The organism is Peribacillus sp. NPDC097675 (genome assembly GCF_050277655.1).
Lineage (GTDB): Bacteria > Bacillota > Bacilli > Bacillales > DSM-1321 > Peribacillus.
Map to the genome: position 1 here is coordinate 86,934 of NZ_JBNNSK010000010.1, position 24,530 is coordinate 111,463.

Here is a 24,530-nt window from a genome sequence, read left to right on the forward strand (position 1 = left end):
TCATTACAGGAGGGGCGAGTTTTCGTTAAAAACAAGCAAATTACATGATTAGGAGGAATCGAAATGTTAGATATTACTGAAATAAAGGACATCATTCCCCATCGGTATCCTTTTTTATTGGTGGACCGAATTATTGAAGTTGAAGAAGGAAAAAGAGCAGTAGGGTTAAAAAACGTTTCAGCCAATGAAGAATTTTTTAATGGGCACTTTCCGGATTACCCTGTTATGCCTGGGGTATTGATTGTAGAGGCGTTGGCACAAGTAGGTGCTGTAGCCGTTTTAAAACAAGAGGAATTTAAAGGGCGGTTGGCCTTTTTTGCGGGTATTGATAATTGCCGATTCAAGCGTCAGGTAAGACCTGGTGATCAACTTCGCCTTGAGGTGGAAATATTACGTCTAAGGGGAACAGTTGGTAAGGGTAAAGCGGTCGCGACAGTAGACGGCGAGGTTGCTTGTGAAACGGAAATCATGTTTGCCTTTGGAGATAAATAAACTAAAGGATTACATGACATTCACCGTTTTAGTGCCAAATGTTTAGATATACCCAAATAAGTGTATATAATACATATACGATGCAGATGTTAGCTACTTTAATTGCAGTTGGTTTTTAAAACCATTTCTTTTTATTCTCCCTTTGATGCCGGACATTTATGTTCGGCATCTTTTATTTGTGTTTAAAGGTACATGCATTTTTTGCTAATTTAAAATAAGGCGTAAGTTATTTTTACATTCGGGCAAAATACCTAATGATTAAGAAAGAAGGGAGGTTGCCAAACATGATGAAGAAAAAACTTTTTGCGCTAATCGGGGGAACTTTGATGTCTGCTATGTTCCTTGCCGGTTGTGGAGATGATGACGATAACAATCCAGCACCTGAAAATGATAACATGATCGAAGAGAATCAAAACGGTGATAATGGGACAGACGCCAACAATAACGATGGAAATGACCTTGATACAGATGATGACGGCATGATTGAAAATGATGATACGATGAATGATGATGATAACAAAACGGATGATATGATTGAAGACGCTGAGAAAAAAGGCGAAGATAAAATGAAATAATTTGAAATGATAAAGAAGACTGGCTTAGAGAAGGAGGGAGAAAAACCCTTCGGTCTAAGCCAGTTTTTGATTTATTGGACTTAATTATAAGTGGCCAGTTTAGGTCGGGATATGATTTTTTCCTTGAATTCCTTAATTAACTCTTCGCCCTCTAACCCTTTGTGAACTAAATCTTCAAGAAGAAGCTCTGCATATTTTGTGCGGTTTTTTTTGATATGTCCGACGAATAAGAGGCTATAGTGATCGCCGACTTGTTTTATGGTACGCATGATGGTATTGAATAGAGCGGGTTCGTTGTCTTTTTTAGTAATAACAGCCTGAATGGTTACTTCTCCGTCTATAGCGGGAAGAAAGGACGCAAACTCTTTATACTGGCTTTCTGCCACAAAGGCTTCAAGGAGCCATGTGCTGGCCTCATTCTCTTTATTAATAATGAGCCCATCGGCTAATGGTATATCAATTAATCGTGAATCCTCTGTAACGATTTGTAGATAGATTAATTTGAAAGATTTCATTATTAAATACCTCCATTCCTTGCCATATGAAGCAGAGACAATCAAATGTATAGTTAATTCCTGTTAACCCTTTTACAGGTAATTATAGCATACTAGAATATTTAGAATTTTAAAACAAAAAACCTGTTGGATGCTAAAAAGTAAAAAATAATAAATTAGTGCAGTTTTCCAATTTCATAGAAGTTCTTCCTTGAAAAAGATCTTTTGGAAAGGTAATAACGTTTTTTTTGAGCCAAAATGTGTAAAAATCAATCATTTTACCGATTTCACCTTTTGAAAAGAAGTCATTATGATAAGAGCATGAAAGGGAAAGGAGGAAAAAGATGATCAATCAAGTAACCCTTGTTGGCCGATTGACGAAGGACCCCGAATTAAGGTATACGCCGGATGGCAAGGCGGTATCCAATATCACGCTGGCTGTGAACCGTAACTTTCGAAATAACGAAGGGGATTATCAGGCAGACTTTGTACATTGCACCATATGGAAAAAAACGGCTGAAAATACAGCACAGTATTGCAAGAAAGGATCGATTGTTGGCGTTACTGGCAGAATTCAAACGAGGAGATATGACAACCAAGAAGGTAAAAAAGTGTATGTCACCGAAGTCGTTGCCGAACTGGTTCAATTCATAGGGACCAAACAGCAAAAAGATGAAAAGACAAAGGACTTCGAGCATATTGGCTTATAGTTACTTGGGGGTGAAACATGAGTGAAGGAAATGAAAGGCTTCTCGATGGACAGAAACGAATTCCTCTCCTTTTCAGCTCGGTACAGGACAAGCAGCGGCTAGAAGAACTCATTGGTGATTTAATTCGTCATGTTGCTAAGACTCATGTACAGACAAAGGTGAATGAAGATGAACTGCATCACCTTAAGATGAAGGTAGCCCAATTAGAATCGCATAACAAGTATTTATATGAACATAATGAAAAATTAGAAAAAAGGGTTACACATTTAGAACAGAACAATAAATCTACAGAAAGTAGTTATCTTCAAAAAGCATAATAGTGAGCAGGTCCTTATATGTCTCTTTTCCCCCAAAGCCAAGCTGGCTTTTCCCCCGCATTACCTCCGTCTCTTCCCCTATATGGAATCAATCAGGCTTGATTCCCCTCTTAAAAATGACTGTAACCCTACAGTCATTTTTTATTTTTGAAGCTAATACCAAAGAACTAATTTAAAATATTATTCTGTTAAGTTAGAATTTTAAGAAAATATATTGTAAAATTTTAAGTTTGATGTAATAATAAACCAAATAATATTAAAAAATGTAAACTAAAGATATATAGGAAGTGATGTTATGAGCGTTCCAATTATTGAGGTCAATGGGTTACGAACCAGTTTTCTTACGGACGATGGAGAAATACCTGTCGTGAATTCCATCGATTTTCATGTTAATCCTGGTGAGGTGTTAGGGATTGTCGGGGAGTCGGGCTGTGGGAAAAGTGTAACCTCCTTGTCCATTATGGGACTTGTTCCTTCGCCTACCGGGAAGGTAGAGGGAGAAATTAAGTTTAAAGGAAGTAATATAGCCAACGCATCTGAAGCCAAAATGCGAAAGATTCGTGGAAATGAAATCGCAATGATTTTTCAGGAACCGATGACAAGCTTGAATCCTGTCTTTACAATCGGAGAACAATTGGTAGAGACACTCCGAATACATAGAAAATGGAATAAAAAACAGGCCCGCCAAAGAGCGGTTGATATGTTGAAATTGGTTGGACTTGGACGAGCTGAAGAACTGATTGATGAGTACCCACATCAACTTTCGGGTGGGATGAGACAGCGTGTCATGATTGCCATGGCCATGATTTGTGAACCAAAGCTTCTCATAGCAGACGAGCCGACTACGGCCTTGGATGTCACGATACAAGCCCAGATCCTAGAATTGATGAAGAATTTGAATAAAGAAACAGATACAGCCATCATGATGATTACTCATGACCTTGGCGTGGTGGCACAAATGTGTCAGCGTGTCATCGTGATGTATGCCGGGAGGGTAGTCGAAGAAGGAAAAGTGCAAACGGTTTTTCAAAATCCTAAGCACCCGTATACAATTGGCCTTCTGCAATCAATCCCCGATATGCGCATAAAGAAGGATCGGCTATATTCAATCCCCGGAAATGTGCCTAAACCAGGTTCTAGCAAGCTGGGCTGTCAGTTTGCCCCTCGCTGTTCTCATGCGATGGAGCAATGCCTGAGTGAAACCCCATCTCTGCGGACATTTGAAGAAGGGCAGCAAGTGCGTTGTTGGCTGTATGAAGATGCGAAAGGAGCACCATTGCATGACTCAACCGTTAGTTAAGGTAGAAAACCTAAAGAAGCATTTCCCAATCAAAGGGGGGGTGCTTGGGAAAACGATAGGTGAAGTGAAGGCTGTTGATGGCTTGTCATTCTCCATTCACAAAGGGGAGACGCTGGGCCTTGTTGGCGAAAGTGGATGCGGTAAGTCTACGACGGGAAGGCTTTTGCTACGATTACTTGAGCCTAGTGAAGGCAATGTTTATTTCGAAGGCAAGGACCTGACGAAACTATCCACCCGTGAAATGAGAAAGATGCGCCGTGAAATGCAAATGGTCTTTCAAGACCCATTCGCTTCACTTAACCCTAGGCACACAGTTGAAAAGATACTGGAAGAGCCGCTAATCGTTCATGGTGTCAAAGATAAGAAGGAACGAAAAAAGCGTGTGCAGGAGCTACTCAAAGTTGTGGGTTTAAGCAGTTACCACGCCAAGCGGTACCCACATCAGTTCAGTGGTGGTCAAAGGCAACGCATAGGCATCGCGAGGGCGCTAGCAGTTAATCCTAAGCTAATAATCGCGGATGAGCCCGTTTCGGCATTGGATGTATCCATTCAAGCACAGGTCTTAAATCTCCTTCAAGATTTACAAAAGGACTTTGATCTCACCTATCTATTCATTGCCCATGATCTTGGCGTCGTAAGGCACATCTCAGATCGTGTTGGCGTTATGTATCTTGGACACATTGTTGAATTGACGGAAAGCGAAGGACTTTATGAAGACCCGCTGCACCCATATACACAGGCCTTATTATCGGCAGTACCGATTCCGGATGTTGAGTATAAGGGGGATAGGGTGATATTGCAGGGGGATGTCCCTAGTCCATCCAATCCGCCGAGTGGCTGCCCTTTCCATACAAGATGTCCGAAAGCGATGGCAGAATGTAGCACAGTAAAACCGATTTTAAAGGAACATAAACCAGGTCACTACGTCTCTTGTCATTTATATAATTGATTTGACTGGACGTATATATATATTCATAGAAAACAAGGGGGAAGAATATGAAGAAGACAATGGCTTTATTGTTAACCAGTATTTTAGCAATTTCATTTGCTCTTGCTGGCTGTTCATCATCGACATCGAAAGATAAAGATGATAAAGGCGGCTCAGGAGAAGCAAAAGGTGGCGGAGTTTTAATCTACGGTAAAGGCGGAGATGCAGTTTCACTCGATCCCGCAATCGTAACGGATGGCGAGTCTTATATCGTCACACAGCAAATCTACGAAACACTTGTGAAATATGGAGAAGATAATACAGAAATCGAACCAGGACTTGCAGAGTCATGGGAAGTTTCGAAAGACGCCAAAACATACACGTTCAAATTAAAAACAGGCATCAAGTTCCATGATGGCACTGATTTCAACGCGGAAGCGGTCGTCAAGAACTTCCAGCGTTGGGCAAAAAGTAAAGATGAAGCGAAATTTGCTTACTATGCTTCCATGTTCGGTGGTTTTGAAGGGGATGAAGGCCACGTTATCAAAGAAGTAAAAGCTCTTGATGATAGCACAGTGGAATTCACGCTAGTACGTCCGCAAGCACCATTCCTGAAAAACGTGGCGATGTCACCATTCGCCATTGCAAGTCCGACGGCAGTTGAGAAAGATGGAGATAATTTCGGCAAGAATCCTTCTGGAACGGGTCCTTTCAAGTTCAAATCATGGAAGCCAGGCGACACGATTGAAGTCGTGAAAAATGAAGACTATTGGCAAAAAGGATTGCCAAAACTTGATGGCATCACTTTCAAAGTCATTAAAGATAACTCTGCTCGTTTGAATTCAACAATCAAAGGTGAAGTCGACCTAATGGACGGATTGAACCCTAGTGATATCAGTAAAGTGACAGGCGACAAAAATCTACAAATTTTTGAACGTCCATCCATGAACGTTGGCTACCTCGGATTCAACGTTGAAAAAGCGCCATTTGATAAAAAAGAAGTGCGTCAAGCCATTTCTCATTTGATCAATAAGCAGGAAATTGTCGATAACTTCTTTGAAGGAACGGCTGAGACTGCGAAAAATCCAATGCCACCATCCGTTTCTGGATACAACGATAGTGTCAAAGACTATGAATATGATGTTGAAAAAGCAAAAGAACTATTGAAAAAGGCTGGACTTGAAAAAGGATTCAAAATGGATCTATGGGCGATGCCGGTACCACGTCCATATATGCCAGATGGACAAAAAGTTGCTGAGGCGATCCAGGCAAGTCTGAAACAAGTCAATATTGAAGCGAATATCATGACGTACGAGTGGGCTGCATACTTGGAAAAAGTACGAGCCGGTGAAGCTCCAACATTCATGATGGGCTGGACAGGTGACAATGGAGATGCTGATAATTTCCTTTATACATTATTGGATAAAGATACAATCGGATCTAACAACTATTCTCGCTATGCAAATGAAGATGTCCATAAATTATTGATCGAGGCTCAATCTACTGCAGATGAAGCGAAGCGTAATAAATTATACGGAAAAGCACAGGAAATCATTCATGACGATGCACCTTGGGTACCACTTGTACATTCGTTGCCACAATTAGCTGGTACTAAGACAATCAAAGGATTCGTTCCGCATCCAACTGGTTCTCAGTCTCTAATTAACGTGTCAATCGAAAATTAATTGTACGAACCGGGGGGTGTGCATGTATGCTCCCCGGTTTTGCTATGCGAAGTATTTTTTAAAGAATCAAGGGCGATTAAAGCGCCCATGTGTAAAAAAGGCAGGTGAATGGTTTGTTTTCCTATACCATAAGACGTTTGGGTTCACTTATTCCGGTGCTTCTCGGAATGGCGTTTATTGTATTTATGATGATTCGGGCGATACCGGGAAATCCCGCCCAGGTAATACTAGGTCAACAAGCAACAAAAGAAGCCGTTGCAGCCATGACCAAAAAACTTGGTTTGGATCAACCATGGTTCATTCAATTCTGGGATTACTTAACGGGGTTGGTGACGGGCGACTTGGGAGTTTCCCTAAAAACGAATACTCCTGTTTCGGAGGAAATCTGGCCTTATTTATCGGCCACGATGGAATTGGCGCTCGTTGCTATGATCATTGCGGTCATCATAGGCGTGAATGCTGGAATTATCTCGGCATGGTTCCAGAATTCCTGGTTTGATTATGCAGCTATGATTATTGCTTTAATTGGGGTATCGATGCCGATATTCTGGCTTGGCCTTATGGAACAGTATTTAGTCGCAATTCAGTGGGATCTGCTCCCAACGACAGGTCGGGATAATATAAGAGACCCTGTAGCAGCGATGACGGGCTTTTATTTAATAGATACTCTTGTTTCTGGTAGATTCGATCAATTCATTGAAGTAGTGAAACATCTTATCTTACCGGGAATTGCACTTGCCACCATCCCAATGGCGATAATAGCAAGAATGACACGCTCATCCATGCTTGAAATCATGAGGGCGGATTTCATCCGGACGGCTCGTGCTAAGGGCATGAAAATGTTCTGGGTAGTTTATAAGCACTCCTTGAAAAATGCTTTAATTCCAGTAGTAACTGTTATTGGACTGCAGACAGGGCTACTTCTGGGCGGCGCCATTTTGACGGAAACCATTTTCGGATGGCCCGGTATTGGTACATATATCTATGAAGCGATTCTTTATAGAGATTATCCAGTCATTCAATCGGGAATTCTCGTCATCGCCTTTTTGTTTGTCATGATTAACTTGATTGTGGACCTTTTGTATGCAGCAATCGATCCTAGGATTAAATATAAATAGGGGGAAATCACATGGCTGAAATTGTAACGAATACACCGCCGATCATTCCTCCTCAAGAGGCAGAGGAAAAAGCCATTTCTCCCTGGAAGGAAGGTTGGAAAAGCTTCAGGAAAAATAAGGTCGCCCTAGTTGGCCTTGGGATTGTCTTATTTTTCATAATACTGGCTATTTTTGCACCGCTTATTGCCCCCTATTCATTTGAAGGGCAGAAATTAAGCGATAAACATTTGGCTCCTTCGGCTGATCATTGGTTTGGAACCGACGAATTTGGCCGTGATATTTTGAGCCGGATCATCTATGGCTCGCGATTATCGCTGTGGGTCGGCTTTTTATCAGTGGCTGGTTCTGTTGTTGTCGGGTCTTTCCTCGGTATCATTGCCGGGTATTACGGTAAGTGGATTGATACGGTCATTTCAAGGGTGTTTGACATTGTACTGGCGTTTCCGAGCATCCTGCTAGCGATAGCGGTTGTAGCGGTATTGGGGCCGTCCCTACGCAATGCACTCATCGCGATTGCCATCGTCAATGTCCCAACGTTCGGTCGGCTTTTGCGCTCGCGGGTTTTGACCGTAAAAGAAGAGGAATACGTAACGGCTGCTAAGGCGATTGGAATGGGAGATGTGAGGATATTGCTTCATCACGTTCTACCAAACAGCCTCGCCCCAATCATTGTCCAAGGTACCTTAGCGATAGCGACAGCCATCATTGAATGTGCGGCGCTTGGATTCCTCGGGCTTGGTGCACAACCGCCATCACCAGAATGGGGTAAGATGCTTGCCGATTCACGTCAGTTCATCATTCAGGCTCCTTGGACGGTTCTTTTCCCAGGGATTGCTATTATGCTGACGGTACTTGGCTTCAACCTAATGGGAGATGGTCTGCGCGATGCATTGGATCCAAGAATGAAAAACTAGAAGAAAAAGGCGATGGTTTCTTTTGAAAACCATTGCCTTTTTCTTTTTTTGTAAACTTTATATATACCTAGTAATTATTGCCATTATTGAAAAATAAACCTATTATACTAGAATGCTATAGGAAAAAGGTGACTATTATCTCTTAAAATCATGCTAAGGGGTGTGATACTTTTATACCTATAAGGAAAATTATAGAAAATTCTAATTTTAGAGGAGGAGTCGTTCATTGATTAAACGCATTTTGCCCATTCTAGCAATCTTTCTATTGGTCTTTACAGCAACGGTTTCCGCTGCTAATCTTCCTAATCCTTCGATTGGAAAGAATGCGGGACAGAAAAATCAGGAAAGTATCCTGAAATTGAAGAAAGAAGAGACAGATAAGAGGTATAAAAGTGATGAAAAGGTCAGGGTAATCGTAGAGATGAAGGAAGTCCCTGCCATTGAATATGCCTCTAAGGAAGGCAAAAGGTTTAAAGACCTTTCTAAAAGTAAAAGGCAAGAATTGAAGTCTAAAAAACTATCAGCTCAGAAAAAAGTAAAAAATAAAGTAAAAGAGAAGAAGATAGCTTTTAAGGAATTTGAAAGTTTTACGACGGTCTTGAATGGGTTCAGTGCAGAGCTTCAATATGGAGAGGTAAAAGAAGTGGCAGCCTTGCCTGAAGTGGCTGAAGTACATATTGTAAATGAATATGAACGACCTGTCGAAAAGCCGGACATGGTATATAGCAAGGAACTGGTCCAAGCCCAGGAAGCTTGGAGGGAGTATGGCTATAAGGGGGAAGGGATGGTCATCGGAATCATTGATACCGGGATTGATCCGTCTCACCGTGACATGATCCTTAGTGATGCTTCAAAGGCGGAACTGACGGATACGGAAGTCAGTGAAATGATAAAAGCCAACCAGTTACATGGAAAGTATTATACGGAAAAGGTTCCTTACGGATATAACTATATGGATGACAATCAAGAAATCCTCGACCTTGCTGCGGGAGCTTCTATGCATGGAATGCACGTTGCCGGGACAGCAGCGGCTAATGGGGATGAAGAGAATGGCGGCATTAAAGGGGTGGCCCCTGAAGCGCAGCTGTTAGCGTTGAAGGTGTTCGGGAATGACCCTGCAGTGAAGACGACCTGGGGGGATATTTATATCAAGGCCATTGATGATGCCATTATTCTTGGAGCAGATGTCTTGAATATGAGCCTTGGTTCGACGGCTGGCTTTGTCTCAGAGGAAGATCCTGAGCAACAGGCCGTATCAAGGGCCGTTCAAAATGGAATCGTGATGTCGATTTCGGCAGGGAACTCTGCCCACTTCGGAAATGGGTTCGCCAATCCATGGGCAACGAATCCAGACATCGGCATAGCGGGATCTCCGGGACTTGCCTATGATTCGCTTCAAGTGGCATCGATTGAAAACAAGTATCTTGATTTAGATGCTGCTACCTATCAGCTGAATGGGCAGGAAGGGAAAGCACCGTTCATGTCGGCTTCCAGTGTGCATCCTAACGATTTAAAGGAAAAGACGCAGGAACTAGTCGATGCAGGTCTTGGAACCCCTGAGGAGCTAGCCAAGGTGGATGTCAAAGGCAAGTTTGCCCTCATCGAGCGTGGGGGAATCACTTTTATCGAAAAAACGAAAAATGCTCAGAATGCAGGTGCAGCAGGTGTCATCATCTATAACAACGCTGATGGATACGTATCCATGGCAACAGAAACTAGCATAACGATTCCACAGCTATTCATGCTTAAATCTGATGGTGCAAAGCTGCAAGCTGCCTTATCAGAAGGTGAGAAAGTGTCACTTACGTTCAAGGGAGATAAGGTGAAATCAGCCAATCCCGAGGCCGGGAAAATGAGTGCATTTACTTCATGGGGCGTAGCACCGAACCTTGATTTCAAACCGGAAATCACAGCGCCGGGCGGACAAATCTATTCGACATTGAACAATAACGAATATGGGATGATGAGCGGTACGTCGATGGCGGCACCTCACGTGGCGGGTGGCTCTGCCCTCGTTCTGGAAAGAGTCGACAAAGACTTTAACGCAAAAGGGTTCGACCGGGCTAGCCTGGCCAAAAACCTAATGATGAATACCTCTCAACCTGTAACCGATCAAGGCATGGTAAATGCAGCTTATGGATGGGATATTCCCTACTCGCCGCGCAGGCAGGGAGCCGGAATCATGCAATTGAATTCCGCGTTGTCTACGCCGGTGGTCGTGACAGAGGCGTTTACTAATATTGCGAAAGTTGCATTGAAAGAAGTAGGAAATACGTTCGCTTTTACTTTGAAGGTTGAAAATGTCAGTGATGAAGCGGTCAAATATGATGTATTGGGGAATATCCAAACAGACTATTCGATTCAGGGACAGCTTGGATATGCAGCCAATCAATTAGAAGCACAGGAAATTCAGGATGCTACGATTAAAATCAATAACCGTGAACAAGAAGAAATCACCATTCCAGCTAACAAATCGGTGAACGTAGAAGTGAAGGTCGACCTTTCCAAAGCTAAGGTGCTCGGGGATGACCTCCAAACGCTAGTTGCCATCGATAAGGTCTTCCCGAATGGCTACTTTGTCGAAGGGTTCGTGACACTGAAAGACCCGGCTGATAGTAATCCAGAACTGAACGTTCCGTATGTAGGGTTCAAGGGAGAATGGGACAAGGCACCTATCTTGGACGGAACGAAATATGATAAAGAATCTTTCTACGGCATGGCTGGGGCGGTATCAACTGCAGGTGAAGACTTTACCTACCTGGGTTATGAACCAGTTGGAAAGACATTTGACCGGAAATATATCGCAATCTCTCCGAATGGCGATGGAGTGCAGGATGATTTTATCCCGAGTCTATCATTCTTGAGAAATGCGAAAAAAGTACAATACAACATCATGGATGCTTCGAAAAAGTCGGTCCGGACAATCCGCACGGAGAATCAGGTGCACAAGGACTATTATGACGGCGGAACCGGTACGGCTTATACGTTAGATCCCGCCCGCAAATGGGATGGAAAAATCAATAATAAGCTCGTTGCAGACGGTGAATACATGTATGAAGTCAAAGCAGTGATCGATTACGAGGGAGCTAAATGGCAGACCTTTGAGATCCCTGTCAAAGTCGATACAGTCGCACCTACGGTCAAGATTTCAAAAAGTGACAAGGTGATCGCCATCGAAGGATCGGATAATCCCAAAGGATCAGGCTTGGCATATTATGATGTGCAGATTGACGGGAAATCGATCCTAAAAGAACCATTAGCAGCGGATACAAAGGAATATACTTTGCCGGATGTGAAGGGTGAAAAAGTACAGGTTGTTGCCATCGACTTCGCAGGTAATGAGAAGACAGCTGAAGCGAAATTGGCTCAGGATACGGAGCCGGTGGAAAAAGATAAAGCGGCACCATCCGTCTATGTCACGAGTCCTGAAGTATTGAGCGTGACCAACGAGAAGAATGTGACGATTACGGGGTACATTAAAGAAGCATCTGGCATCAAGGAATTTAAAATCGACGATAAAAATGTCCCAGTGACATTTAATGAAGAGAAGAAACAATACGAATTCTCGTATAAAAAGAAATACAACGACGGCGTCCAAAGTTTCATGATTAAATCAACAGATACCGTCGGAAATACAGTTTCCTTTAAGCGGATGTTCATGGTGGACACAAAGAAACCGAGCTTGAAGGTGAAAGGTGTACCACTGATCGTGGGAGCAAAAAAACCGAATCCAAAAGTGGATGTGACAGTCGAAGACAATTTCGATGAAATCCGCCTTTACATGAACGGAAGCGAAGTATTCTATCATGAATTTAAGGAACCATATAAAATGCGTTCATTCAAAGAAACGATAGAGGATGTGGAACTGCCACTTGTAGTAGGCAACAATGAAATCGAATGGAAGGTAACGGATCTTGCCGGAAATGAGACGACGAAAACCAGCTACATCTATAAAGCAAAAAGATAAAGAAAAGCGCAGCTCCCTTTTTTAAGGGGGGCTGCTTTTCTCTTTTTTTAAGCAATATGCACCTTTTAGATAATGCATGCTTTACGTAGTTATCACGTTATTTATAACGAAATCTCTGAGAGGGATTCTTTTTTGATTTTTGAGAAGGAAAATCAACGACGATAACGAAATAGGTATATGGAACTAAATAGGAGGAGGGAATCCATGAATCTAAAAAAGAATATGATTAAGAAGGATTATGGACGTGGTATCACGGTTAAATATGAAAAATATGATAGGTCACTAGCAAAGACGAGTTTCTTTGACGCACTTCAACTGGCTAATTCTCCATTTAAAAAGGAACCCCGGAAGGATTCATCCTATCAAGAATATCCGCTTATCCCGGATGTGGCCCTTTCGCTATTTGAAAAGGATACAGCTAAGACTTCCATAACATATGATCCCCGTCGAGAAAAAATAATCCTTGAAGAACGTTCAGAAAGGTATTTGTCCAATAAAGGGGAAACGCTTACAAAAACTTTGGAACATATCTTGATTAATCATGGAGATTATCAATCTTTTTTTATCGTCAAACCGAAAGAATGGAACACAAAAAGAAAAACCACCCATAGCCTGAAGCCCCAATGATAAGGGCTGCCATGAGTGGTTAGCAGAGAGACTTAGTGAAGGGATACTAAATCTTTGATTTCATCAGTGGATAGGTCTGTGATCCAGTTATCACTGCTGATGATTTCGTCGTTCAAGGCCTGTTTTTTATCAAGCATTTGGTCAATTTTCTCTTCAAGCGTCCCGGTACATATTAATTTATGAACGTGAACGAACCGTTGCTGTCCAATGCGGTAGGCCCGGTCAGTGGCTTGGTTTTCAACCGCAGGATTCCACCAGCGATCATAGTGGATGACGTGGTTGGCAGCCGTTAAATTGAGCCCTGTTCCCCCAGCCTTCAGCGAGAGGATGAAAATGGGGAAATCCCCATTTTGGAAGCGGGTAATCATATCATCACGCTGTTTCTTGTTTGCACTTCCATTCAGGAAGGGAACTTCGAAACCATAACGATTTTCTAGCAGCTTTTTCATCATATTACCCATTCCGATATACTGGGTGAAAATGAGGCAGCTTTCATCCTGCTCGCGGACAGCATCAACGATTTCGGTCAGTTTTTCAAGCTTTCCGGAGCGGCTGGCCGCCATCGTGATATTTTCTTTTTCCATTTCCTTTAAGTAAAGGGCAGGGTGATTGCAAAGCTGTTTTAATTTATTGAGCATGGCAAGAATGATTCCTTTACGTTCAAAGCTCGACAACTGCTCGATATTGGCAAAGGTATCCTTAATTAGCTGTTCATATAGTGAAGCCTGCTCAGTGGTAAGCGGTACGAATTCTTTTTGCTCCTGTTTATCCGGAAGATTCAAAGCGACCTCTTTATCGCGTTTTGTCCGACGGAGCAAGAAGGGCTGAATTAAGCGTTGCAGCTCTTTAATTTTATCTTTTTGTTCTTCTCGTTCGATGGTCGTCACGTATTTTTCCTGGAATTGACCAAGTGTTCCCAGGTACCCTTTGTTAATGAAGTCGAAGATGGCCCATAACTCGCTTAAGCGGTTTTCCATCGGTGTACCCGTTAAGGCAATGTGATGGCGTCCATCGAGCTTACGTACGGCCCTTGATTGCTTCGTTTGGGCGTTCTTGATATTCTGTGCTTCATCAAGGATGACACTGCTCCAATGGATGGAGGATAATTCCTCCATATCCTGGTGAGTCAGGCCGTATGAGGTCAAGATGATGTCGTGAGCAGCCGCTTTCTTGATGAACGCATCGCCCTTAGCCCGGCTCGAGCCATAATGAAGATGAACCTTAAGTGTCGGAGCGAATTTTTCCAATTCTTTCTGCCAGTTGCCTAACACGGATGTCGGACAGACAATCAGCGCAGCCTGAACAGGAACTGAAACGGGTGAGGAGGTGATGACTTCGACCGCATCACTACTTTCCTTCTCACTCTCTTCATCGACAATGATTGGTTCAACCGGTTGTGTATTCTCTTCCTGGGTAGGGAGCTCCTTGGGTTTCGCTTCGGCATTCTTGACATAAAGGAGATAGGCAATCATCTGAACCGTTTTCCCAAGTCCCATATCGTCTGCGAGACAAGCGCCAAAACCATGCTCTCTTAAAAACAGGAGCCAGCTCATGCCAAGTTCCTGGTAGGGACGTAGGTCACCTTCTAGAGTCTCAGGGGCAGGCAAAATTGAAATGTTCTTGGTTTCACGGAGTCGGCCTACCATCTTTTTAAGCTCCTGGTTCAATTCAAATTGAATTCGGAGCATTTCGCCGTTATCTGAATCATCTTCGACCATTTCTCCCTCGTTATTCAAAAGCTCCTGTTGCAACAAATCCGTTAGCTGTATGCCCTTTTCGTTAGCCGTTTCCATCAGGGTCTGGATTTGCTTTATGAATGCAGGGTCGAGCTTGACCCATTGGCCGCGGATATAGACAAGTCTACGTTTTTCATTGACGAGCTCCTCGAATTCCGACTCGGTGAGGTCTTTGCCATTCAGTGAGAACCGCCAGTCGAAGTCCATCAATGCTTTCAGCCCCACATAAGAAGGGCCACGGTTTGATTGGCTTTTTACTTTTGCCTTCACTTTGAGGGAAGATTCCTTCAGAGCTAGCCACCAGGATGGAAGGAGGATTTCAACGCCGAGAAAGAGCAACTTTTCACTCGCATCGGTCAAAAACTCCCAGGCATCGGTTTCGGAGAGCTCACTCTTCAAGCGTCCTTTTTCCCCAATCCATGGAACGACGAGCTGCCAGCGTTTCGTTGCCTTCACTACTTCACTTGCATACTTATTCCAGCCACGCGGCAATTTTTTACCTGTATACGTTTCGATGATGCTATCATCTCTTTTGGAGCGGAGCGTGACCTCCAGCTTCCAGGGTCCATCCCCCTCAGGCGGCTCGGTCAACCGCAGGCCGATGGTGAAGGGTTTAGGGTCCGGGTTAACGCCGAGCCATTCCTGCCAGCTGTCTTGATCAAAAAAGACCTGTAATTCTTCCGGAGAAAGCCTTGAATCCTTTAATGCTCCGACAGCTTCGCTCCATTTATTGTGCATCGGCGAATAGGTTTTCAAATACATATTAGCGGCGCCATTATACCACTTCTCAATGAAGGTTCGATTGGTTTCCAGTTCAGGTGAAGGTAGGTCTAAAGGGATTTCCTCTTCCCAGAAGGAAGGGAGAAATTCTTCCTCGACCTCTTCCGGTAGTTTCCAACCGATGGAGTCCAACTGTAAATTCGTGAAATCCGGTACGGGAATCCCCGCTTCAATGGATTCATGAAGAACGGGAGCCGCCGACAGACAAAGGGAGGAGAGCTCGGACCACTCCCACTCTATGAAGGAGTTGAAGCTTTCCTTCGCGAAAAAGTTCAGCAGTCCCCAGGCGTCCAGAATGAAAACAGGATTCTCGTTGATCGTATCTGTCGTCATCTTTGTGCCATAAAAACTGGCGTCGTCCCAATTGAATAACAGTCTTCGAATATAATTCGTGCTGAGGAAGCTGTTTTCTTCATTGACGACACCAAGGGCGTAGGACCCGTTTTCGAGAGCCGCTATTTTGATTTTTAATTTCCCTGTATTAAACATCGATTAGCTTACCCCTTTTTAATTCTTCTTGAAAAGCACGCAGTCGTTTCGTTGAATCGACTACATATTGCATATAACGTTCGAACACATCTTCCTTTTTCGTCTTTTTATAGATGGTTCGCATTTTTTTCAAATAACGGACCGCCTGTTTATAGGCCGGTCTATTTTTCAACGACACTTTTTCCTGTACCGCATGATAATAGAGGGGAAGCATCACTTCCGGGTCCTTGGAAACGACTTCCTTGATGGATTCATTGCTTATTAAGTCAATGCTAATCTCGGAGTATATATGCATCTCCACCCATTTTTTATATTGGCCTTGTTCAAAAAGGAAATTAGCATAGTTCCAATAGCTGTGGGGCAGGGTAGCCCGAAAGAACTTCTCAAGCAAGTCATTTCGCTTCAATTTAAAGCAACAGCTGGTGATCAAAGTCGTAAAGGTTCGCACGAAATCCACCCGTTGATAATAATCGGAAAGGCCATTCAAGAATTCCTGAACATGAGCGTTGATGAACTCAATGAAAGGAATGGCACGGGAACGGTCGTCTGAGTCAGAAAGGAGCTCCAACCAATAAAAAATATACGGACAGGCTTCTTTCTTCAATTCATGGAGAAGTTCGATCGCTTGTTGATCTTGATTTTCCATTAGAGAAAGATGAATCGTAGCCAGGGTATAAGAAATACGCTCAGTCGTGCCTTCATATTGATTGGGCAGTTCCTCCTGAACTCGATTCAGTTCCTCTTTACGCCAAGAAGATGTGGTAAAGAGGTAGCTCCAGATTTCCCGATAGAGATCGATCTTTTCATATTCCAACCCTTCACTGCCATCCAGTAGCTTCGCGACATCTTCTTTAATGCTGAAAACGAAGGGGTCGAAGGCAAATGGGCGAGCCTGTCGACTGAGTGGCTGTACCGTATCATGAAGTTCCTCAGCCAGATCAGCTGCGAGTGCATAAAAGACACGGACGGCCTGGGTGTGGCTTTTATGTAACTGAATCATCTTCATGGTCAGTTGCAACGTGCAAAAATGGGTCACAAAATGATAAAGCAGCTTCCATTCCCGTTCCATCGGGATTTTGGAGCTGAGACGTTTAAAGTAGGTTTGTATATGATTTTCAATCATGTAAGGCGGTTCCTCTATATATGGTTCCACTTGTTCCGTGAAAGTATCATGCACGAATTGCTTCCATGATGGATAGCTTTTATCTAAGATAATGGATTTCTCCTTTGTATGTTTAAATATTTCACTTGCCCGCTTTACTTGCTGTAAAGCCTGGGTGGGGGTGGATTTTGGCGCATTCCATTCGCTAACCCAATTGGAGACGCTGGCGTACTCGGAATACCCGGAGAAGAATACGGCCATTTGGTGTCGGCATATAAACCTGGAATCACAGGTACAGCTTCCATCCTGAGGGAAAAGCAAATTCAACCTAGCCTTATAGCGCGTGACATCCTGCACCTCTGCGGTAATCATGTCTACCGCTTCCTCTTTCAGATCAACGAGCCCCTGGCGATACAAATGAAGACCCTGATTCACAACGGCCAAATCATCCGGATCACCGGCCTCCAACAACTGCGCCATCCGCTCCCCAACAAACAACAACTCCCGCTCCATACTCTCCTCCTTTCTGGGGTCACCTTTAGGGGTCAGACCCCATTTCCCAAAAATATATTTTTGTATTATCATTGATCTATCAGTACTTTAACAATACCTGACGGGGGTCAGACCCTATTTCCCGGCATAGGAAAGGATGATGTTTTATGCCTCGCAAACCGAGGATATGGTACCCTGGTGCGATGTATCATATTACGAGCCGCGGCAACCGCCGCAGTGACATATTTTTAGACGACAAGGATCGTCTTCGATACCTCCATTATTTAGAGGAGACGAAAGAAAGGTATTACTTCGAACTCCACAGCTATTGCCTCATGACGAATCACGTGCATTTACTCCTCGAAACGAAACAACACCCAATCAGTGATATTATGCATAAGCTGAATTCACGCTATGCCATCTCCTTCAATAAGCGACATGACCATGATGGTCACCTCTTTCAAGGCCGTTACCATTCCGTCTTAATCGAATCAATCGAGCAATGCACGGCCACAAGCCGTTATATTCATTTAAACCCTGTACAAGCCAATATCGTCAAAAACCCCGCCGAATATAAGTGGAGCAGCTACAAAGCCTTCCAAACAGGAAAACCAAGCAAACACGTCAACCCCACACAAATCCTTCACTACTTCCAAACCCCACAAAACTACGAAATTAATGTAATGCGAGGGTCAGACCCTATTTCCCAACTCTAACAAAAATCAAAGAACCTTTGCCAGTTAAGGGTTATGGAGCATGCGGTAAGGGGTCAGACCCCATTTCCCAGCACCATTTCGAGGTCATCTCTTTATTATACTTCATTTGGGCTTGGAATTTGAAATGTTGTATACAGGTTTTGGAATATGTTTGCTGTTTGAATGGGAAAAGCCATTCCCGAGTTGGGAATGGCTTTGTCTTAATTGGATTCTATGAGAGCTTCCCAGACTTTGAATTTATCTTCTATAAAGGTGACAAAACGGTTTTGCTTTTGTAGATCGAAGATTAGGCGAGCTCGCTCCATATATTTTCTCGCTTGTTTATAGTTATTTTGCAATTCGTAGTTATATCCCAGGTGGTAATGGAGCTCACCTAAAATGTACATATGATCTTCTTCCAAACACCATTTAATCGCTTTTGTACAATATATAATGGAGGCTTCATAATCTTCCAATCGGGTGGAAACTCGTGCAGAATTGTAGAAAAGCCTAGTTTTTATCTTTTTATCATTTAAAAATGGCAAGTGATTCATGTGATGCAGAGCCAATTTATATGTACATAAAGCTTTTTCATAGAGTTTTTCTTCGAAATAGATAACACCCATACTTAGCAGATATTCAATTTCCCGCTCGGAATATACCTTATTCGTAATATCAGATAACGAAATGGCTTCTTCAAGATGTTGCATTGCTTTATTCAAATCTTTATTCATCATGTATTCATAGATCCCTTTATGCCACAATAACAATTGATAATTCCGCTTGTTTTGCGTGAATAGGGGATTATTTTCCTCTGTCTTTACAATATCTTTCATTTCTTGATAATTCATGGTTCTTCTAGTTATTTCTAACTGGTGGGCGACTTCCTGTACATAGTCTAACCGAGGCGTCATTCCTATATCAAAAAAGTAATTGACATCTACGCCTAACCTTCTTGAAATCATATATAGAGTCGTGGCGTACGGATAGACCACTCCCTTTTCAATTTTGCTAATCTGGGCTTGAGTACAAATACCTTCTGCAAGTTCCTCTTGTGAAAGACCGATTTGCTTCCTTAGTTCTTTTATTTTCTTCCCTACTGCTGAAAAATCCATGTTAACTCTCCTTAAATATGCCTAGAGTTATATTTATAGTGAAAAATAGAAGAATAAATAAGAATGATTTATTTTCTTTATATAATGAGTATCATCACGACGAAAACGTTATTCATAAAACTATGGTTAAATACAACTATAGAATTTATTTCTATTAAATCCAATATTTTTATTGAAAATAAGGAGGAATTACCCATGAAAAAAAATCTTAAAGGGATGGCGGTATCCTTTCTTCTAGTAGCTGTAGTCGTGGTTGGGGGTTTAGCATCAACATCTGAATTACCAAGTATTCACGAGTTACCATCAATTCATCAAAAAGCATAACTGATAAATATATATGAATAAATTTTCGTTTGCACCTCTAATGGGGTGTTTTTTTTGTTCTCATCTAGTGAATTATTCTTTCACGCATATGCCTTTAGTTATATTTATCTAGGGTTTTACAATATAAGGTGATATAGAGGGGCATGAATGAATCGTGAGGGTGGATATGAACACATCGATGCATGTAGAAAGTTTGTTATAGTATGAATAAGAATACAAGAGAGAGGTGGAAGATTAATGATTGATATTAATATGAAAGTTCAACCCTCTTTTTATGATGATGAATGTGCCATTGTATTTTCTTTTTATTTTGATAGGGCTGCCAAAAAGGTCGGAGAAGCTGTGGTTTACACATGCAAGAAATCAAATGGAGAAAAATACAACCAAGATAATATAGATACAGATGAACTCCTTGACCCGACTAGTCAAGAAAAAATCGCTTATATAAAAGAATTTTCCATCGTAGATGAATACCAAGCAAGCTCTATGAAAAAGATTCAGCACTTTTTGGACGTAATCGGAATAGAAAATTGCATTGAGCAAGATCATCAGAAAAAAGTTGCATATTGAAACGTAAAAAACTCATGACACCTCATATGTCATGAGTTTTTGCTCGTTAATTGAGAGTTCTCTGCATTCGTTTTCATTTTTTTTATGAATTCGCTCATTCGCTTACGATCACTTGATTCCGCCGGCTTTACTCGTTCTAATAATTCGAAGTGTTTATTTTTCTTATCAGTTTTCACGATGTTGCTCCTTTACCGTTATTCTTATTTACTTTGTACCCGTATTCATGCTAGTTAAACCCAGGAGCACCTTCATTTCCCTACGCAAGAAGTTATGAAAGGTAAGCTTGTCTGCTTTCTTTCCATAATATGCACCGTTTTTATTTGATGGAACTGGGGTAAAAGTATAGTAGCACAATGAATGAGAACCGGAGAGCCACGGTTTAGGTGGAGGCAAAATTATGGATATGGGTAATGGAATAAACGACCAGACGAAGCACTCCTTCCAACAGTTTGTTTTTCCTTTTATGCTTGAAGGAGATAGAATTGAGGGATTTATAAAACGGTTGCTCAAGGATGAATACGTCTTTATGAAAATGGATGACCTGGATCTGCAGGACGAATTTTATGGAGAGCATAAAGTTTCCCATCGTAATTTAGAACAATACTTTATGCCAAACCTCGTTCCTGTACTATTTCCAAATAGCTATAAGCAAAAAGAGGGAATGCGCCGTTTCTCGAAAAAATTAAATCTGTCCTGTACCTTCCAATCACCGTTTTTAAACACTGGTTTCATCATCAACTCGATTGATATTACCATTTGCCCATTTCATATTGGCATGATTAATATCCGGGTCACATTACCTGAGAAACTTCCCTATAACGATGTCCTTTATTTCACAGACACGTTTAGGGTTCTCGAACCCATAATGGATGATGAATTGGAAATGAAAATCGGTTTTCGGAATAAAGAATATAGGTACGTGAAAGACTTCATCTTCAAAGAATTGGTACCGCCGGCTGAGAAATTTATCAATGACGAAGAAGACCAACCTTCCTACTTCGGTAGCTTGCCTTTCTTCGTGGATGAACGAATGTTTGCCATCAGTTATATTGCGCTTCCGGAAGAACGTGATATTACAAAAGTTGATTTATTCAGAATTAGTCAGTTAAATGGATATGATAATGATGGAGAGCCCTTTGTGGGGGCCCTGAATCGGAGATACATTAATCGTTTTTACCAGGAGAGGGTCTATGACAGGTGGGGGGAGGAAACGTTTTATGTCACGAGCGATCGGCATTTTGCCTGTGTTACAAGAGCAACAGGCAAGCTGGAAGCCCAACTTGCGAGTGAAATGTACGGCCAGCATTTTTATTCCATCCTGCTTTATTTCTTCTATAAAATAGTGTTGTTGAAACTCGCTCATGAACATTCCCGAATCGATGTGGAAAAAGATCAATCGGATACGGAACTGTTAATCTTCATGATCACCGAGTTTTCGGCAAAATACCTATTTGCTGAAGTGAACAGTACCTCCACAGGGAAAGAGCTCTTCAAGATTACGAAAGATGTCTTCAAGATTGAACCGCTTTATCTTGAAGTAAAAGAAACCCTCTCCTACTTATTTCAAATTCAAGATAAGCTTTCGGGGAAAAGAAGTAATTACCTGCTGCAAATCCTCACCATCTATACGGTCATCTCCGGTATATTCGGAATGAACCTGCATATAGAAGATTTGAAAGAGAAATTAACGTTTAATGATTATATGAATTACACATTTAGTGAGTGGGTGGCCGTCCTCGTTACGATCTCTGGCCTGATTATTTCGTTTGTCTTGGGCGTCTTCTTCTTGAAAAGATGGCTTCAAGAACAAAAGAGCCGAAAAAAGAAAGTGGTGTAACAATCAAGTTCCGCACATCTGTGCAGGACTTTTGTTTGTGCCAACTAGCCAAAATAACAAAAAGAGGGAAAGTCACATTACAAATTTCCCCTTTTCCTCCCAGACTTTGATAAACTATATATATCATTCTTACTGTTCACTAGGAGGAGATTATGAAAAAGTTAGCTTTAGTTTTCGGCTGTTTGTTGATGAGTGTATTATTTTTGGCGGGATGCTCGGAAGAACCTAGCCCAGAAGAACGCTTTGCGGCATATACGAAACTATGGAATAAACAAGATTTCACGAAAATGTATGACTATCTGTCAGAGGACACGAGGAAAAAAGTCAGTGCAGATGAATTCGCAGAGCGATATAAAAAGATCTATAAAGGAATCGAAGCCGACCAAGTCAAGGTTGGCTATACACAGCCAAAAGAAGAAGAAGCAAAAGAACATAAAGATGACGAAAAGGTGAACTTGGCTTATACCGTTGACATGGAAACGCTAGCGGGAGCTGTCAGTTCCAAACATAAGGCGACCCTTGTCAAAGAAGAAAGAGACAAGGAAGAGAATTGGTATATCAAGTGGGACGAAAGCTATATCTTCCCCGATCTCAAAGCCGACGAAAAGATATCGGTCGAAAGCTATCCGGCCATCCGTGGTGAAATTGTCGACCGGAATGAACGTGGCTTGGCCATGAATGGAACGGTCGCCGAAATCGGAATCGTACCAGAGAAAATGGAAAGTGAAAAAGCAACGATTCAAGAAGTGGCCGGCATACTGAACATGACAAGTGATGAAGTAGAAAAGAAATTGAACCAATCATGGGTACAGCCGAGTTATTTCGTGCCCATTAAGCAAATGTCCGCAGATGACACGGCTACCTTGAATAAGCTGGTAAGCATTCCAGGGGTCTCAGTGAATAATGCCGAGGAGCGTATCTACCCTTATAACAAAGCCACTGCACATTTAATCGGCTATGTGGGCGAGGCGTCGGCGGAGGATCTGGAGAAATTGAAAGGCAAAGGATATACCGCAAATGACGTCATCGGTAAACGCGGACTCGAACAAATATTAGAAGAACGCCTAAAAGGGAAGCCAGGCGGCAAGATCTTCATTAAGACAGAAGAAGGCCAGGAAAAAGTCATCGCCGAGAAACCGGCTGAAGAAGGCGAAACGATTACCTTAACGATTGACGCCGAACTTCAAAAGGATATCTTTAAACAGTACGATAATGAAGTAGGATCAGCAACGGCACTTGACCCGAATACGGGCGAGACATTGGCACTTGTATCCAGCCCGTCTTTTGATCCGAACAAATATGTCCTCGGCATCACGAACGCCGAACAAAAGGCATTGGAAGAGGATCCGGACAAACCATTATTGAATCGGTTCACTTCAACCTTTGCACCAGGATCGACGCTTAAAGCACTGACAGCGGCCATTGAACTCAAAAATGGAGTGGACCCTAAATCGACTATTAGTATAGAAGGAACAACTTGGGCGAAATCGAACTGGAAAGACCATTCCATCACAAGGGTTTCTAATCCAGGGGTGCCGATTGATATGGAAAAAGCGCTCATTTATTCCGATAATATTTACTTTGCTCAACAAGCCTTGAAAATTGGCAAGGATAAATTCTCAAAAGGGCTTCAAGACTTCGGTTTTGATGAATCCCTAAACTTTGACTACCCGGTTAAAGCATCAAGCATCGGGAAGCTCGATAGCGAAGGGCGCCTAGCCGATGCGAGCTACGGACAAGCGCAAGTCCAAATGAGCACCCTACACTTGGCAATGACGTACTCCGCGTTCTTAAATGAAGGAAACATCATCGCGCCTTCATTAGTGACAGGTGATAAAAGAGAAAAGAAACAATGGAAAGAAAATATCATCTCGGCCGATCAAGCGAATACGATTACCAAGATGCTTACACAAGTCGTGGAACATCCTAAAGGGACCGCACATGACTTAAATGACCTTGGCATCAAGCTAGCTGTCAAAACAGGCACAGCCGAGACAAAAGCGTCCAAGAACTCCAGTGGTACGGAAAATGGCTGGTTAGTCGCCATGGATACCGAAGACCCAGAGCTTATCATGGCCTGGATGATGGAAGATGTAAAAGGACGGGGCGGCAGCCATTTGGTTAGCAAGCAAATGAAGCCGGTCTTGAAGAAATATTTGAAATGACACAAAAAAGACACCTGTTTCCAATAGGTGTCTTTTTTGTGAATCTAAATGCCTGCATAGAAGGTGAGAATAAATTGAGTGAATATTCAAAAATCATT

Annotated in this window: 21 protein-coding genes; 16 read left to right on the forward strand and 5 right to left on the reverse strand. The window is 42.4% G+C overall.

Features of this window, described 5'->3' with window-relative positions; all coding sequences use genetic code 11:
* Positions 1-63: 63 nt before the first annotated feature.
* Together fabZ and ACQKL5_RS15610 are read left to right on the forward strand one after the other, a co-directional pair.
* Complete coding sequence (fabZ, locus tag ACQKL5_RS15605; RefSeq protein ID WP_402962230.1) at positions 64-492, forward strand: 3-hydroxyacyl-ACP dehydratase FabZ; 429 nt, start codon at positions 64-66, stop codon at positions 490-492.
* A gap of 254 nt (positions 493-746) precedes the next feature.
* Complete coding sequence (locus tag ACQKL5_RS15610; RefSeq protein ID WP_427609802.1) at positions 747-1,067, forward strand: hypothetical protein; 321 nt, start codon at positions 747-749, stop codon at positions 1,065-1,067.
* Positions 1,068-1,147: 80 nt separating this feature from the next.
* Here the strand turns inward: ACQKL5_RS15610 and ACQKL5_RS15615 are convergent, their stop codons facing one another.
* Positions 1,148-1,582 carry a YwpF family protein gene (locus ACQKL5_RS15615; protein ID WP_427609803.1) on the reverse strand — a complete coding sequence of 145 codons (435 nt, stop codon included), beginning with the start codon at positions 1,580-1,582 and terminating at the stop codon, positions 1,148-1,150.
* Between the two features lie 323 nt (positions 1,583-1,905).
* Here ACQKL5_RS15615 and ssb point away from each other — a divergent pair, with 323 nt between their 5' ends.
* From ssb to ACQKL5_RS15660, 9 genes are all read left to right on the forward strand, one after another.
* Positions 1,906-2,271 carry a single-stranded DNA-binding protein gene (gene ssb, locus ACQKL5_RS15620; RefSeq protein WP_427609804.1) on the forward strand — a complete coding sequence of 122 codons (366 nt, stop codon included), beginning with the start codon at positions 1,906-1,908 and terminating at the stop codon, positions 2,269-2,271.
* Between the two features lie 17 nt (positions 2,272-2,288).
* Positions 2,289-2,588: a hypothetical protein gene (locus ACQKL5_RS15625; RefSeq protein ID WP_427609805.1), complete on the forward strand. Its 300-nt coding sequence runs from the start codon at positions 2,289-2,291 to the stop codon at positions 2,586-2,588.
* A 295-nt stretch (positions 2,589-2,883) separates the two neighbouring features.
* A complete protein-coding gene (locus tag ACQKL5_RS15630; protein WP_402962240.1) occupies positions 2,884-3,888 on the forward strand; it encodes an ABC transporter ATP-binding protein in 1,005 nt (334 codons plus the stop codon).
* Complete coding sequence (locus ACQKL5_RS15635; RefSeq protein ID WP_427609806.1) at positions 3,869-4,837, forward strand: ABC transporter ATP-binding protein; 969 nt, start codon at positions 3,869-3,871, stop codon at positions 4,835-4,837. The genes ACQKL5_RS15630 and ACQKL5_RS15635 overlap by 20 nt, the downstream gene beginning before the upstream one ends.
* 47 nt (positions 4,838-4,884) lie before the next feature.
* Positions 4,885-6,501 carry an ABC transporter substrate-binding protein gene (locus ACQKL5_RS15640; protein WP_427609807.1) on the forward strand — a complete coding sequence of 539 codons (1,617 nt, stop codon included), beginning with the start codon at positions 4,885-4,887 and terminating at the stop codon, positions 6,499-6,501.
* 113 nt (positions 6,502-6,614) lie between these two features.
* Positions 6,615-7,619, forward strand: coding sequence for an ABC transporter permease (locus ACQKL5_RS15645; protein ID WP_427609899.1), 1,005 nt, complete (start codon positions 6,615-6,617; stop codon positions 7,617-7,619).
* 11 nt (positions 7,620-7,630) lie between these two features.
* Positions 7,631-8,533 carry an ABC transporter permease gene (locus tag ACQKL5_RS15650; RefSeq protein WP_427609808.1) on the forward strand — a complete coding sequence of 301 codons (903 nt, stop codon included), beginning with the start codon at positions 7,631-7,633 and terminating at the stop codon, positions 8,531-8,533.
* Positions 8,534-8,759: 226 nt separating this feature from the next.
* Complete coding sequence (locus tag ACQKL5_RS15655) at positions 8,760-12,500, forward strand: S8 family serine peptidase (protein WP_427609809.1); 3,741 nt, start codon at positions 8,760-8,762, stop codon at positions 12,498-12,500.
* Positions 12,501-12,704: 204 nt separating this feature from the next.
* Positions 12,705-13,127 (forward strand): hypothetical protein, encoded by a 423-nt coding sequence (locus ACQKL5_RS15660; protein WP_427609810.1) that lies wholly within the window; start codon positions 12,705-12,707, stop codon positions 13,125-13,127.
* A 32-nt stretch (positions 13,128-13,159) separates the two neighbouring features.
* Here ACQKL5_RS15660 and ACQKL5_RS15665 read toward each other — a convergent pair whose 3' ends face one another.
* The gene (locus tag ACQKL5_RS15665) at positions 13,160-16,132 is read right to left on the reverse strand and encodes a DEAD/DEAH box helicase (RefSeq protein WP_427609811.1); all 2,973 of its coding nucleotides are present in this window, start codon (positions 16,130-16,132) and stop codon (positions 13,160-13,162) included.
* A complete protein-coding gene (locus ACQKL5_RS15670) occupies positions 16,125-17,747 on the reverse strand; it encodes a hypothetical protein (protein WP_427609812.1) in 1,623 nt (540 codons plus the stop codon). The genes ACQKL5_RS15665 and ACQKL5_RS15670 overlap by 8 nt, the downstream gene beginning before the upstream one ends.
* 146 nt (positions 17,748-17,893) lie before the next feature.
* On the opposite strand from ACQKL5_RS15670, the gene ACQKL5_RS15675 reads away from it, so the two are divergent.
* Positions 17,894-18,442 (forward strand): REP-associated tyrosine transposase, encoded by a 549-nt coding sequence (locus ACQKL5_RS15675; protein ID WP_427609813.1) that lies wholly within the window; start codon positions 17,894-17,896, stop codon positions 18,440-18,442.
* A 200-nt stretch (positions 18,443-18,642) separates the two neighbouring features.
* Here ACQKL5_RS15675 and ACQKL5_RS15680 read toward each other — a convergent pair whose 3' ends face one another.
* Positions 18,643-19,536, reverse strand: a complete 894-nt coding sequence (locus tag ACQKL5_RS15680) for a helix-turn-helix domain-containing protein (protein WP_427609814.1) — start codon at positions 19,534-19,536, stop codon at positions 18,643-18,645.
* A gap of 195 nt (positions 19,537-19,731) precedes the next feature.
* Here ACQKL5_RS15680 and ACQKL5_RS15685 point away from each other — a divergent pair, with 195 nt between their 5' ends.
* Together ACQKL5_RS15685 and ACQKL5_RS15690 are read left to right on the forward strand one after the other, a co-directional pair.
* Entirely contained in the window at positions 19,732-19,860 is a 129-nt protein-coding gene (locus ACQKL5_RS15685; protein ID WP_427609815.1) for a hypothetical protein, read from the forward strand.
* 237 nt (positions 19,861-20,097) lie between these two features.
* Complete coding sequence (locus tag ACQKL5_RS15690) at positions 20,098-20,430, forward strand: hypothetical protein (protein WP_427609816.1); 333 nt, start codon at positions 20,098-20,100, stop codon at positions 20,428-20,430.
* A gap of 29 nt (positions 20,431-20,459) precedes the next feature.
* Here the strand turns inward: ACQKL5_RS15690 and ACQKL5_RS15695 are convergent, their stop codons facing one another.
* The gene (locus tag ACQKL5_RS15695; protein WP_427609817.1) at positions 20,460-20,606 is read right to left on the reverse strand and encodes a hypothetical protein; all 147 of its coding nucleotides are present in this window, start codon (positions 20,604-20,606) and stop codon (positions 20,460-20,462) included.
* Between the two features lie 221 nt (positions 20,607-20,827).
* Here ACQKL5_RS15695 and ACQKL5_RS15700 point away from each other — a divergent pair, with 221 nt between their 5' ends.
* Positions 20,828-22,267, forward strand: a complete 1,440-nt coding sequence (locus tag ACQKL5_RS15700; RefSeq protein ID WP_427609818.1) for a hypothetical protein — start codon at positions 20,828-20,830, stop codon at positions 22,265-22,267.
* Between the two features lie 152 nt (positions 22,268-22,419).
* On the forward strand, positions 22,420-24,432 hold the full coding sequence (locus tag ACQKL5_RS15705) for a penicillin-binding transpeptidase domain-containing protein (protein ID WP_427609819.1): 2,013 nt from the start codon (positions 22,420-22,422) through the stop codon (positions 24,430-24,432).
* Positions 24,433-24,530 lie beyond the last annotated feature (98 nt).